This is a genomic window from Barnesiella sp. An22 (assembly GCF_002159975.1).
Lineage (GTDB): Bacteria > Bacteroidota > Bacteroidia > Bacteroidales > Barnesiellaceae > Barnesiella > Barnesiella merdigallinarum.
The window spans coordinates 162457-176164 of sequence record NZ_NFJR01000001.1; the positions used below are offsets into that span (position 1 = coordinate 162457).

Sequence of the window (13708 nt, forward strand, 5' to 3'; positions counted from 1 at the left end):
GTTTTTTATTTATTGAATGCTTTCAATCCGCTTTGCAGGAATTTGACGAAGCGAGGCACGCTTTCGTCATATCCGTAAGGAGCTGCCAACGGTTCGCCCTTGTCGTCGATAATCACGTAGTAGGGTTGGGCATTAGCCCCGAACTTGTAGCGTTGCAGGAAGCTCCATTTTTCGCCCACGGTGGTCAGCTTCACCTGCTTGCCGTTTTCGGTCACGGTGATAGGTTTGCTCAGTTTCTCCTTATCGTCGACCATGAGGGTGATGAGTACATACTGCTTTTCGAGAATCCCTTTTACTTTCGGGTCGGTCCAGACCGAAGCCTCCATCTTGCGGCAGTTGACGCAACCATAGCCCGAGAAGTCGATCAGAATCGGTTTCTTCTCTTTGCGGGCATAAGCCAAACCCTCGTTGTAATCGTTGAAGGCGGCGTGCACCTCCTGATCGTAGAGGTTGAAGTCCTGAGTATACAAGGGAGGAGCGAATGCGCTGATGGCTTTCAGCGGAGCACCCCACAGGCCGGGAATCATGTAGATGGAGAACGACAGCGATACGATAGCCAGGAACAACCGGGGTACCGACACATATTTTACCGGTGAGTCGTGCGAGAAACTGATTTTGCCCAGCAGATAGAATCCCAGCAGGGCGAAGATGACAATCCAGAGTACCAGGAAGGTCTCACGGTCGAGGATGTGCCAGCCATAGGCCAGGTCGGCCACCGAGAGGAATTTGAGCGACAGGGCCAGTTCCAGAAAACCCAGCACCACTTTGACCATATTCAACCAGCCGCCCGATTTGGGCATCTGTTTCATCAGTGAGGGGAACATGGCGAAGAGAGCAAACGGTATGGCCAGGGCGATGGCAAAACCACCCATACCCACAGCCGGGGCCAGCTTGCCACCCCACGAGGCAGCCTCGACCAACAGGGTGCCGATGATGGGACCCGTGCAGGAGAAGGAGACCAGAACCAGCGTAAAGGCCATGAAGAAGATGGCGATGATGCCGGTAGCGGTGTCGGCCTTACGGTCGAGCTTGTTGCTCCACGATGCCGGCAGAGTAATCTCGAAGGCTCCGAAGAAGGAGACGGCAAAGAGTACCAGCAGGGCAAAGAAGAGTATGTTGAAGAGGGCGTTGGTGGCCAGGTCGTTCAAGGCGCTGGCTCCGAACAACAAGGTGATGAGCAACCCTACACCCACGTAGATGACAATGATGGAGAGCCCGTAGAGAATGGCCTCGCCGATGGCTTTACGACGGCTTTGCTGTTTCTTGAGGAAGAAGCTCACCGTGAGCGGAATCATGGGCCATACGCAGGGCGTGAGCAGCGCCAGCAGACCGCCTACGAAACCCGACAGGAAGATGAACCAGAGGGAGTCGGAGTGATGTACGCCGTCGCTGTCCATGGATTGAATCTGCTCGATAACCGGTTGCCAGCCCGGCTGGTCGGTCAGACTCGACGATGATTTGGTGTTGAAGGCGACCGGCGTCATGACCGGGGCCGGAGCGGCCTCGGCCTGGCTTTCGCCAAACGAAAATTCATATTTGGTCGGTGGCAGACAGGTCACGTCGTTACAGGCCTGGTAGGTGATATAGCCGGTAATCTTGAAGTTGTCGGGGTCGTCGATGGTAAGGGCCTGTTTGAAATCGATTTTGGAGTTGTACCATCCCAGCTTCATGTCGAACAGCGAACTGTACTCTTCGTGCGGACGTTGAGCCGGTGTCACCTCACCCTTCAGCGATACCTGCGACAGTTCGTCGAACGAAAACGACGTGGGGATAGGTCCGCCCTGGGGAATGTCGGTGGCATAGAGATGCCATCCGTCCTCGATAAAGGCGTGAAAAACGATTTCTTTCTCTTGGCCTTCGCCTTGCAGGGAGACTTTCCATTTGACCGGTTCCAGTATCTGTGCCTGAACGCCTATGCAGAGGAATAGGCTCACAATCGATAGGAGCAAATTTTTTCTCATAACAACTCTGTTTTAGTGGGGCAAAGATAACTTTTATCTGCCAAATGAAAAACCGATTGACCGATATGATTTGGGTAATAATAGATAAAATATGTAGATGAACAAAAATAGTATTCGATATGTGGATAATAATTTTTACCTTTGCCTTGAATGAAAAGATGTAGCTGAACCCGGCAGAATAGCCTGTTTTTTTATTGGGTATTGTCGGCGTTTGCGCTATCTTTGTGCAAAATAAAAAGAGTAAGAACCCGTTAAAAACGATAGATGATTAACAAAATAATTGCGGAAGAAAAAATACAGCAAGTACGCAAACTGATAGAGAAGAAAGAAAAGATCGTCATTACTTGCCACGTTTCTCCCGATGGCGATGCCATAGGAGCTTCGTTGGGGTTGTATCATTTTCTCGATGGGCTGGGCAAGGAGGTGAACGTGGTCGTTCCCGATCTGTTGCCGAGGAACCTGCTTTTTCTGAAGGGTTCGAAAGAGATTGTCGTCTATACGCGCTATCCCGAGTTTGCCGAAAAACTGATAACCGAGGCCGAGCTCATTTTCTGTCTCGACTTCAATGCGCTCAACCGCATCGACCGCCTGCAAAAGTCGGTATCGCTCTCCGAAGCCAAGAAGGTGCTCATCGACCATCACCTCAATCCCGAGGAGTTTTGCGACATCACCATCTCGCATCCCGAGGTGGCATCGACCAGCGAGCTGATATTCCGCCTTATCTGTCGCATGGGCATGTTCGACCGCATGAGCCTCTACTCGGCCGAAGCCATCTATACGGGCATGATGACCGATACCGGCAACTTTACCTACAACTCCAATACTCCCGAAATTTACTACATCATTGCCGAACTGGTGAAACTGGGTATCAACAAAGACCGCATCTATGCCTTGGTCTACAATACCAATACGGTCGACAAGATACGGTTGAACGGCTATGCCGTGAGTGAGAAGATGGAGATATTTCCCGAATACAAGGCGGCTCTGATTTCGCTCACTCGTGAGGAGTTGAAAAAATACGACTACCACAAGGGCGACAGCGAGGGGCTGGTCAATGTGCCGCTGGGCATCGAGGGTATCCGCTTCTCGACCTTTCTGCGGGAAGACAAGGAGTATATCAAGGTATCGATGCGCTCCAAGGGATTCTACCCGGTCAACAAGGTAGCAGCCGAACACTTCAACGGCGGCGGTCACCTGAATGCGGCCGGCGGCGAATTTCACGGAACGATGGAAGAGGCTCAGGCTCTGCTGCGCAGCATCTTGCCCCTCTATGACAAATATATGGCAAAAGACAAAGAATAATCGATTGATAAATTATGAATAAGTTAGCACAAGTTTTAATTGTTTTGTTCGCAGGCGTAACCCTTTTGTCGTCGTGTAACGATGGCAAGTCGTATGCCGACTTGTTGAAAGAAGAAGACAAGGCCGTGAAAACGTTTCTGGCCGACAAGATAGTCATCAACGAGATACCGGCCGACTCGGTATTCATCTCCTTGCAGGATGTCCCCAACAACGACACGTTGGCGGTACCATACTACAAACTCGATACCGACGGCAATGTCTACATGCAGGTGCTCGAGCCGGGCGATATGAACGACCGTTTCGAGAAGGGCAACGACGTGAATCTGCGCTTCCTGCGTTACGACCTGAAAGCGCTGGTGGCCGGCAGCAATCCTTCGCCGGTAGGGAATACCAACCCCTCCGACTACATTACGATTCGCTTCGGCGAAACTACCCTGTCGTCGACCACTCAATACGGTACGGGCATACAGTACCCCATGTACTTCCTGGGGAATGAATGCCGGGTCAATCTGCTCATCCGGGCCAAAGCCGGATTTACTGCCGAGACCTCGACCGTGATGCCTTATCTATACTATGTACAATACAATAAATCAAAATAATAAAGCTATATGTCTCTTATTAAATCTATTTCAGGAATACGCGGTACGATCGGAGGGAAAGCCGGCGAAGGGCTCAATCCGCTCGATATCGTCAAGTTTACGGCAGCTTATGCTACCTTTATTCGTAAAAATTCACCGGTAAAGACCAATAAGATTGTAGTAGGACGCGATGCCCGTATTTCCGGCGAAATGGTAAAACACACCGTAATCGGTACCCTCATGGGTATGGGCTTCGATGTGGTAAACATCGGGTTGGCCACCACGCCTACCACCGAAATTGCGGTTACCATGGAGAAGGCTTGCGGCGGTATTATCCTGACGGCCAGCCATAACCCCAAGCAGTGGAATGCCTTGAAGCTGCTTAACGAGAAGGGCGAGTTTCTGAATGCTGCCGAGGGACAGGAGGTGCTGCGCATCGCCGAGGCCGAGGACTTCGAGTTTGCCGAAGTCGACGAGTTGGGCCAACTGTATGTGAACAATACCTACACCCAGAAACATATCGAGAGCGTACTGGCTCTCGACCTGGTCGATGTCGATGCTATCCGCAAGGCCAACTTTACCGTGGGCATCGACTGCGTCAACTCGGTGGGCGGTATCGTTATCCCCGCTTTGCTGAAGGCTCTGGGCGTGAAGAATATCATCGAACTGAACTGCACGCCCGATGGCAAATTCCCCCACAATCCCGAGCCGCTGCCCGAGAACCTCACCCAGATAGCCGGGGTGATGAAAGAGGGTCGTGCCGATGTCGGTTTCGTGGTTGACCCCGATGTAGACCGTCTGGCTATCGTTTGCGAGAATGGCGACATGTTTGTCGAGGAGTATACGCTGGTTGCCGTGGCCGACTATGTACTGAAACACACGCCCGGCAATACGGTGTCGAACCTCAGCTCGTCGAGAGCTCTCCGCGACGTGACCCGTTCGTACGGACAGCAATACAACGCCTCGGCCGTGGGCGAGGTGAATGTAGTTACCCTGATGAAACAGACCGGAGCCGTTATCGGCGGCGAGGGCAACGGTGGAGTCATCTATCCCGCCAGCCACTACGGTCGCGATGCGTTGGTAGGTATTGCCCTGTTCCTTTCGCACCTGGCCAAATCGGGCAAAACCGTCAGCCAGTTGAAAGCTACCTATCCGGCTTACAGCATTGCTAAACAGAAGATACAGCTTACCCCCGACATCGACGTGGACGCCCTGCTGGCTGCCGTGAAGAGCAAGTATGCCCAGTACGACATCACCGACATCGACGGTGTGAAGATAGACTTTCCCGACAGCTGGGTACACCTGCGCAAGTCGAATACCGAGCCGATTATCCGGGTTTATTCCGAGGCCCGCACACCCGAATTGGCCGAAGAGGCTGCTGCCGGCGTGATGGCCGTAATTGCCGAGATGACCAAAAAATAAGCTGCGGGTCGAGAGACCGCAACTCACCGATATAGCCGAGGGGCACTCCTGCAACAGGGGTGCCCCTCGATTGGTATGGTGGGTTTGTGAACGGGTTATTTGTGGGAGAGATAGAGGTAGGTATAGACGCACCCGACGAAGAGGGCGCCACCCACGATATTGCCGAGTGTGGCCGGTACGAGATTGTCGAGCAGGAATTGCCCCCAGGTGACCGAGGCCCCCTGCAACATGCCCAGCGGAATGAAAAACATGTTGGCGATGCTGTGCTCGTAACCGATGGCCACGAAACACATCACGGGGAACCAGAGACCCATCATCTTTCCGGCGGTAGAGTGGGCGCTGAATCCCAGCCAGACAGCCAGACATACCAGCCAGTTGGCTCCGATGCCCTTCACGAATACCACGCCCCACGGCAGGCTCGTCTTGGTCTGGGCTATCTGCACGATGGCGCTCTTCCACGGGTCGGCATCGACGATGCCGGCACACCAAATCATTATGTAGACGAAGAAAAGGGCTCCGACAAAATTGCCGACATAGACCAGCGCCCAGTTGCGCAACACGGGGGCGATGCCGTATTTCCGGTTCATCAGTCCCGGAATTAACACGGCATTGTTGCCGGTGAAGAGTTCGGCCCCGGCCAATACCACCAGAATGAGGCCCAGGGGGAACATGCAGCCCGAGAGGAGGCGTTGCAGTCCCGGATTGCCGGCGGTCCACTCGGGAAAGCCGTAGCCAATGAGCAGCGACAGCAGGCCGCCCATGGCAATGTAGATGCCGGCCAGCATGGCGGCGACGAGAGTGCGCGGGGTAGAGAGGGTTACTTTACTGAGTGATGCCCGTTCGACTTGGGCAACGATTTCGGAGGGTGTGGAGAATGACATGGAAAAATTTGAATTATACGTTTTACAGAATGTACAAAGCCTAAAAAAAACTGCATCGTGAAGGGTGCAGCTCGATAGGTTCATAGCCCCTTAGAGGGGAACGACGCCGATACCGGGACGGTCGGGAAGCGAAATCATGCCGTCGACAATCTTCATGCCGTCGAAGAGGTCGTTCGATATGAGCAGGTTCCCGTCGAGGTCGGCCCAGTCGACCATCGGCGACAGCTGCGCGGCGGCCGACACGGCACACGAGGTTTCGGTCATGCAGCCCACCATTACCTTCATGTCGAGGGCTCGGGCCAATATGGCCATCTGGTAGGCTTCGCGCATGCCCGTGCTCTTCATCAGCTTGATGTTGATGCCGTCGTAGAGGCCGTAGGCCCGGCGCACATCGGGCAGCCGTTGCAGGAACTCGTCGGCAATGAGGGGCAGCGAGGCACGCTCGTGCAGCCAGGCCTGCTCGTCGATCATCTCTTTGGGCATGGGTTGCTCCACAAACAGGCAGTTCTGCTCCTTGAGCCACTCGACCATCTCGAGGGCATACTCCTTGGAGCTCCACCCCTGGTTGGCATCGACGCAGATGGGCCGGTCGGTCTCGGAGCGAATGATGCGCACCAACTCCTTGTCGTTGTCGAGCCCCATCTTTATCTTCAGGATGCGGTAGGGGGCGGCCTCTTTCAACTTCTGCCGCACCACCTCTTCGGTATCGATGCCGATAGTAAACGAGGTGGCCGGGGCCTTCTCGGGCGAGAGCCCCCAGATTTTATACCAGGGTTGCCCCATGATTTTTCCCAGCAGGTCGTGCAGGGCAATATCGACCGAGGCTTTGGCCGCCCGGTTGTCGGGGGCTACCGAGTCGACATAGTCGAGAATCTCTTCGATACGGAAGGGGTCGGTAAATTGCGACAGATCGAGCTGTCCGAGAAACCGGCATACCGACTCTTGCGTCTCGCCCAGATAGGGCGGCATGGAGGCCTCGCCGTAACCGATGTAGTTGCCATAGCGCAGTTGCACCTGCACGTCGGGGGTATGCGTGCGCGAGTTCTTGGCCAGGTTGAAGGCGTGTTTCAACTTCAAGTCATAGGGCTTGAACGAAAGTTCCAGCCGGTCGCGTCCGGTCGCTTGGGGTGCGGAGCTGCCGCAACCGCTGAAAAGGGTAGGCGCCAGGCTCAACCCCAGAGTGCCCATGGCACTTTTCAGTAAAAAATTCCGTCGGTCCATCGTCACGATTATTTTTGGTCGAAATACCACGGGTGAGCCTTTACGGCCGTGATTCCGGGTGTTCCTATTTTGGTTTTCATACGACTGATGCTCACGAAATTCGATTCCCGGTAATCGGGCGCCGCCGGGTCGAGGTTGTTGAGCTTTACCTGTCCCGAGCAGTGGATGTACTCGCCGTCGTTCAGATAGAGAGCCACATGGTCTACACGGCCCCGCTCATCGCCGAAGAAGAGCAGGTCGCCTGTCTGGCACGATTGCCATTGGTCGGCCGGGATGATGTCGCCGGTAAGTGCCTGCTGCGAAGCGTCGCGCGAGAGAATCACACCACTGCAGAAGTAGGCGGTCTTGACGAAGCCCGAGCAGTCGGCCCCTTTGACCGAAGTCCCGCCCCAGAGATAGGTCGAGCCCATCATCTGCCGGGCCGTCCGCACCACCACCTTCATGTCGAGGGGACGTGCAGCCCATTGGGCCAGGTCGCAGCACTCGTCGCTCTTCAGGAAACCTTTGCGGCCGTCGGGGAAGCGAACGGGAACGAACCCCTTGCGGGCTTTCCCGTCGGCTTGCAGAATGGCACCGGCCACGATGTCCGACACGATGCCGGCGTTGCGGTCGGGCGCATCATACACAAAGCCCTGGTAGCCGGTGTAGACATACCGGGCAGACTCTCGCCAGGCCTTCCAGCCGGCTTCGTCCTGCAGGGTTACCGAGTTGGCCGGTACCCAACTAATGTAGTGGTCGGGGGTCTGTACCAGAAGCCAGGCCTTGTCGCGTTCCAGGACGAGAAGCGGAGTGCCCATGATGGCCTGGGTCATCATCTCGGCCGCATGCCGGGGGCCACCTCTCAGGCTGGCACAGCACACGGTGACAAGTCCGCGGGTGAGCGAGCCCAGATTCTTATCGGGCAGCATCTTGATACCGTCGACACAGGCGATGCCTGCCGAATCGAGCCGGTGCAGCAGGGCTTCGACAGCCAGCCGGTTGTTGCAACGGCCTTTCAGTACACACAGCGAGTTGTTCAGCAGTTCGCCCTCTACGGCAAAGATTGCGGTACGTGAGTCGGGGGCATATTGCCGTTTCGTCTCGTCGATAGCTGTTTTTACAAAATCGGTTTGAGCTTGCGCCATAGCGGGAAGAATGAGCAGCACACAGCAGATTGTTTTGAATAGAGTTCTGAGCATAAAGTCGAATTTCAAGGTAATTAGCACGATACAAATTGTATGATAAAGATGCAAACGTCGAAAGTAAAAAAACAAGTTCATTTGATTTTTATACCAAACCGCATCTTATCTCCTCCAAAGGTAACAAGAAATCTTAAAAATCCTGTCTTTTTGTCCTGCAAAATGTATAGCCCGTTACCTTTTTGTCGAATTTAGCGGGTCAGATCAATCTGCGGTAATACCCAGAACCGGCTCTCGGGGTGGTGTTTCTCCAGATAGTCCCGGAGGTACGCCTCGGTGTCGGCATCGATCAGTTCGTCGGCTTTGGGGTAGGTATTGTATACGAGTCCGTAGAGGGAAATCGCCCGCTTCTCCAGTGCCTCGATAGAGAGCAACGTGTGGTTGATGCTGCCCAGCCGGCCCGACGTGACCAGAATAACCGGCAGATGTTGGTCGGCCACATAGTCGATGGTGAGGTAGTCGCGGGTAATGGGGACCATGAGACCGCCGGCACCCTCGAGCAGAACCACGTCGTAGCGGTCGCGCAGGATGCGAGTCGACTCGCCGATCCGGTCGATGGGGATTGTCTGGTGGTCTATCTCGGCAGCCAGATGCGGTGAGGCCGGGTAGGAGTAGACGATGGGGAAGGTGATGTGCTGCCTATCCTCCTCGGTCATGGGTATGCCCATGATTTCGCGGTGCAGGTCTATGTCTTCGGAGTGGCCCACGTTGCCGGTCTGAATCATCTTTTGGGTTATGGTCTTGATGCCCTGGCGGTTCCATTCGCGGGCCAGCCAGCCGGTGGCATAACTTTTACCGATGTTGGTATCGATGCCGGTAATGAAAAAAGTTTCTTTCATAGTTATCTCTTTTTGTGTGCAATGATATAGACGGGACAATAGGTGAGCGTGCACGAGTGAGCTTCGCCGAATGTCTCGCGGTAGCGTTTGATAAAGTTGAATCCTTTGTGTCGGTTGCCCGGAGTCCCCGTTACACCGGTATTGCGCAGGTGGCGCAGCAGGTCGACCGGAGTATCGAAACGCAGCGTGTAGCTCTCGCGTTCGAAGGTGTCGAGTTGGAAGTAGCGACCGAAGAGCCGTTGCAGGTCGTCGTATTCCCAATAGGGCATCTCGACGGAGGCCAGGGTGCGAATCTCGGGCAAGTTGCCGGCGACAAACGAGCTGAAAGCAATCGTTCCCGAGTCGGAGAGACGGGCCGAAATGCGTTTCAGGAAGCTCTCCAAATCGGTAAACCATTGGATGGTCGAGGCCGATACTATCAGGTCGTATGGTCCTGCGAAGTCGATTCGCTCGGCATCGCCGGCTACGAAATCGAGCTGTTCGAAGGGGAGCCCTTCGACATGGCGTTTCATCTCGGGCGAGAGGTCGTTCAAGGTGAACCGGGCCTGCGGGAAACGCTCGACCAGCAGACGGGTCAGTTTGCCGGTACCGCACCCGATTTCCAGAATGCGACGGCATTCGTCGGCCGGGCGGTCGGGTATCATCTCGTTCAAGCGGCGGGCTATCCGGTCTTGGATAAGTCCCTCTTGCTCGTAGGTAGAGGCGGCGCTTTCGAACCGGCTCCGGATAACCGCCTTGTCGAATCGGTGTTCGAGCACGATAGGGCGGAATGGCAGGTAGTGAGCCGCTTCGACAGTTGTGACCGGGGTGTTTTCCTTCCAGGACTTCAACTGGTTCTCGGGCGGGAATATACGGTCTTTGGTCCCGACGATGGCCCGGTCCCAGTGGAATCGGGGGGCCGGATGCCGGGCTATACCGCTACTGATAGCCATCAGTTCGCTGCGCAGACTGTCGATGCTGCGGTCGGGGAGCACCTCGAGGAAGCGGCTCAGGGAGTCGCGGTCGTTGCACATGCGGCGGTAAAACTTGTTCAGGCTTGCGGCATCGAGGTGGTCGAGGGTAGCCTGGAATATCTCGGGCGATATGCCCCGCTCCGGGTCGATGCCGCAGGGGGTGCCGTTGATGGCCGTCGCATGCCGGATGGGCAGGTCCGTATCGGGCAAGACCACCGAGGCGGCCCATACCCCGAACGACCAGGCATAGAGCTCGATATTTTTGTATCCGGCAAGCAGGCTCGTGTCGAAGTCGAGCGTCGTATAGTCGTAGCAGATGCAGCAGTCGCACCCGATGTGCTCGAGTTCGGCAAAAGGGCGGGTATCCATGCCCCAGCCGGCAAAGAAGAGAATCAGGTCGTCGCTGCCTCGGCGTGAAATGAAATGCTGTATCATAGGCTCGATTGTATCTGTTGTATGGTCGAGACAAGCCGCTCGATGTCGGCTTCGCTACACTCGGCGGTGAGTGAAATGCGCAGGCGCGACGTGCCCGCGGGAACCGTGGGCGGACGCACCGGCAGCAGGTAAAACCCTTCGCGTTGCAGCCGCAGGGCCACGTCGACGGCCCGTTCCGATTCGCCCAGTACATAGGGTATGATGTGGCTGCTGCTGAGGATGCCGCCGTTCAACGGGTTGAGTACTTCGCGCACGCGGCGGCCTATCCGGGCCAAGTGCTCCCGACGTTCCGTCATGTCGCATATCTTGTTGACAATAAAGAGGGTCCACTCGAGGTTGATCGGGGGGAGTGCTGTGGTGAAAATGAGAGTACGCATGGTGTTGACCAGGTACTGCTTCATCTCTTCGGAGCAGATGACAAAGGCTCCTACCGAGGCGGCGGCCTTGCCGAATGTACCTACCAGAAAGTCGATGTCGCCGATAACCCCATGCTCTTCGGCACAACCCAGTCCGTGCGGGCCGCGCACCCCGAAGGCATGCGCCTCGTCGAGGTAGAGATAGAGGTTGGGGTAGCGGTGTTTCAACGCCACGAGCCGGGGCAGGTCACTCTCGTCGCCATCCATGCTGAAGATACTTTCAGTAACGACAAACAGGCGGTCGTACTCCCCGGCATTCTCGGCCACCAGCCGCTCCAGCTGTTCGTAGTTGTTGTGACGGTAGCGTATGCAGCGGGCCTTGGAGAGACCGATGCCGTCGACGATACTCGCATGGACCAGCTTGTCGGCCAGAATGAGCGACCGGCTGTCGGTCACGGCCGGCAGGATGCCGCTGTTGGCGTGGTAGCCGCTGTTGAATACGAGGGAGCTCTCGGCCCCGTAGAGTTGGGCCAACCGTTCCTCGAGCCGGGTGTATACGGGATAGTTGCCCGTGAGCAGACGCGACGAGGTGGAGGAGAAGCGACACTTCCGTGGGTCGAGCGTTTGCAGAAATTCGCTCTTCAGCGCCACGTTGTCGGCCAATCCCAGATAGTCGTTCGACGAGAGGTTCAGCATTTCCTGCCCGTCGCGCACCAGATAGAGCCCTTGCGGCTCCATCTCGGGCAGTTTGCGCAAGTTCCCTTTCCGGGACAGCGCATCGAGTTGAGAAGCGTAGCTATCCATCATGATTCCAGATTTTTAACCACATCGACCAGAGCCGATGTGAGGAAGGTGAGCTGTTCGCTCGTGATGATAAACGGAGGCATGATGTAGACCAGCTTGCCGAAAGGTCGTACCCACACCCGATGCTCGACAAACTGCCGTTGAATGGAGGCCATGTCGACCGGCTTCTTCGTCTCGATGACACCGATGGCTCCCAATACGCGCACATCGGCCACCTGGGGCAGGGTGGCGGCAGGGGCCAGTTCGCGTATCAACTGGGCCTCGATGGCAGCCACTTTCTCCTGCCAGCCCGACGAGAGCAGCAGCGAGACCGAAGCCCGGGCAATGGCACAAGCCAGCGGGTTGCCCATGAAGGTAGGACCGTGCATGAATACGCCCGGTGTGCCGCGCGATATGGTGTCGGCCACCTCGTGTGTGGTGAGGGTAGCCGCCATGGTCAGGTAGCCGCCGGTGAGTGCCTTGCCTATACACATGATGTCGGGGGTAACGCCGGCGTGTTCCCAGGCAAAGAGTTTGCCGGTGCGGCCGAATCCGGTGGCAATCTCGTCGAAGATAAGCAGCAGGCCGTAGCGGTCGCACAAGGCACGGGCCTCGCGCAGGTATTGGGGGTGATAGAACCACATGCCGCCGGCCCCTTGCACGATGGGTTCGAGGATAAGGGCGGCCAGTTCGTCGTGATGGGCTTCGATAGCCTCTTTGAGGGGTTCGATGCAGGCGGGGTCCCACTCACCGTCGTATCGGCAGGAGGGGGAGGGCACGAAATAGCGCACCGGCAGTGCGCTGCCGAAGATGGAGTGCATGCCCGTCACCGGGTCGCATACCGACATGGCATTCCACGTGTCGCCGTGGTATCCTGACCGTATGGTGATGAAATTGCACTTTTTCGATTCGCCGCGCGAGTACCAGTATTGTACCGCCATTTTCAGAGCCACTTCGACCGATACCGACCCCGAGTCGCAGTAGAAGATGTGTTGCATGGTCGAGGGTACGATCTGCAGGAGCAGTTTGCCCAACTCGATGGCCGGGCGGTGGGTAAGCCCGCCGAACATCACGTGCGACATGGCCTTGAGTTGCTCTTCGGCCGCCCGATTCAATACCGGGTTGTTGTATCCGTGGACGGCAGCCCACCACGACGACATACCGTCGATGAGCCGCTCGCCGGTTTCGAGTTCGATATAAACCCCCTCGACCCGTTTTACCGGATAACAAGGCAGCGGATTGATGGTCGAGGTATAGGGGTGCCACAAATGTTCGGCATCAAAATTGTCCATAAGCATACGATTTTAAGGGGTGACAAAAATAGAAAATCCGGCATAAGGCGGTCGTCGGACCGTTATGTCGGAATCGAGTATATACCATAGAAGCAGATACAGACCGGGCAGGGGCATCGACCGCAAGGGGCGACACCGAACGAAGAGCCAGGGCCTCCATGGCCTGGGGTTGCAGTTCGGACAACTCGGGCGAGGAGTCGTCGGGCAGACCCTCATCGTGTTCGGTCCATACGGTATCTTTCCGGTTGCAAGCATCGAGTGAGACTAGTCCCTTCTTGAGCGACTGGTCGGCTATCTCCTTGCGCACACTCCCGATGTTGATGCAGCGGCCTATGCTGCAAAAGGTCGAATAGCTGTGGCGGTTCCATCGGCGGAATCGCACACGGCGAATCAAAATGGGAGTGACGGTTTTCATACGTGGGCAAAAGTACAAAAAATAATCTTCGTTTATTGGTTGTGAAGAGAGAATTTCATAAATCTTTCTTCTTTACATTGGCAGTTTCTTCG

The 13708-nt window shown here is 55.8% G+C and carries 12 protein-coding genes; 3 read left to right on the forward strand and 9 right to left on the reverse strand.

From position 1 onward, the window contains the following. Window positions 1-5 precede the first annotated feature (5 nt). Complete coding sequence (locus B5F38_RS00725; RefSeq protein ID WP_087407404.1) at window positions 6-1961, reverse strand: cytochrome c biogenesis protein CcdA; 1956 nt, start codon at window positions 1959-1961, stop codon at window positions 6-8. A 264-nt stretch (window positions 1962-2225) separates the two neighbouring features. On the opposite strand from B5F38_RS00725, the gene B5F38_RS00730 reads away from it, so the two are divergent. The 3 genes from B5F38_RS00730 to glmM are packed head-to-tail and all read left to right on the forward strand — an operon-like array spanning window position 2226 to window position 5263. Continuing rightward, entirely contained in the window at window positions 2226-3263 is a 1038-nt protein-coding gene (locus B5F38_RS00730; RefSeq protein WP_087407405.1) for a bifunctional oligoribonuclease/PAP phosphatase NrnA, read from the forward strand. Window positions 3264-3277: 14 nt separating this feature from the next. Next, a complete protein-coding gene (locus B5F38_RS00735) occupies window positions 3278-3862 on the forward strand; it encodes a DUF4827 family protein (RefSeq protein ID WP_087407406.1) in 585 nt (194 codons plus the stop codon). 9 nt (window positions 3863-3871) lie between these two features. After that, window positions 3872-5263: a phosphoglucosamine mutase gene (gene glmM, locus B5F38_RS00740; protein WP_087407407.1), complete on the forward strand. Its 1392-nt coding sequence runs from the start codon at window positions 3872-3874 to the stop codon at window positions 5261-5263. A 95-nt stretch (window positions 5264-5358) separates the two neighbouring features. Here the strand turns inward: glmM and B5F38_RS00745 are convergent, their stop codons facing one another. The 8 genes from B5F38_RS00745 to B5F38_RS00780 form a co-directional block, all read right to left on the reverse strand. Beyond that, window positions 5359-6144, reverse strand: a complete 786-nt coding sequence (locus B5F38_RS00745) for a formate/nitrite transporter family protein (protein ID WP_087407408.1) — start codon at window positions 6142-6144, stop codon at window positions 5359-5361. Between the two features lie 90 nt (window positions 6145-6234). Continuing rightward, window positions 6235-7365 carry a dipeptide epimerase gene (locus B5F38_RS00750; RefSeq protein ID WP_087407409.1) on the reverse strand — a complete coding sequence of 377 codons (1131 nt, stop codon included), beginning with the start codon at window positions 7363-7365 and terminating at the stop codon, window positions 6235-6237. An 8-nt stretch (window positions 7366-7373) separates the two neighbouring features. Next, window positions 7374-8543, reverse strand: a complete 1170-nt coding sequence (locus tag B5F38_RS00755; protein ID WP_241147780.1) for an NlpC/P60 family protein — start codon at window positions 8541-8543, stop codon at window positions 7374-7376. Between the two features lie 191 nt (window positions 8544-8734). Beyond that, entirely contained in the window at window positions 8735-9382 is a 648-nt protein-coding gene (bioD, locus tag B5F38_RS00760) for a dethiobiotin synthase (RefSeq protein ID WP_087407411.1), read from the reverse strand. 2 nt (window positions 9383-9384) lie between these two features. Further along, entirely contained in the window at window positions 9385-10770 is a 1386-nt protein-coding gene (gene bioC, locus B5F38_RS00765; protein WP_087407412.1) for a malonyl-ACP O-methyltransferase BioC, read from the reverse strand. Next, complete coding sequence (locus B5F38_RS00770) at window positions 10767-11930, reverse strand: 8-amino-7-oxononanoate synthase (protein ID WP_087407413.1); 1164 nt, start codon at window positions 11928-11930, stop codon at window positions 10767-10769. The genes bioC and B5F38_RS00770 overlap by 4 nt, the downstream gene beginning before the upstream one ends. Further along, window positions 11930-13201, reverse strand: a complete 1272-nt coding sequence (gene bioA / locus B5F38_RS00775; RefSeq protein WP_087407414.1) for an adenosylmethionine--8-amino-7-oxononanoate transaminase — start codon at window positions 13199-13201, stop codon at window positions 11930-11932. The genes B5F38_RS00770 and bioA overlap by 1 nt, the downstream gene beginning before the upstream one ends. Continuing rightward, entirely contained in the window at window positions 13188-13616 is a 429-nt protein-coding gene (locus B5F38_RS00780; RefSeq protein ID WP_143240878.1) for a hypothetical protein, read from the reverse strand. The genes bioA and B5F38_RS00780 overlap by 14 nt, the downstream gene beginning before the upstream one ends. Window positions 13617-13708: the final 92 nt, after the last annotated feature.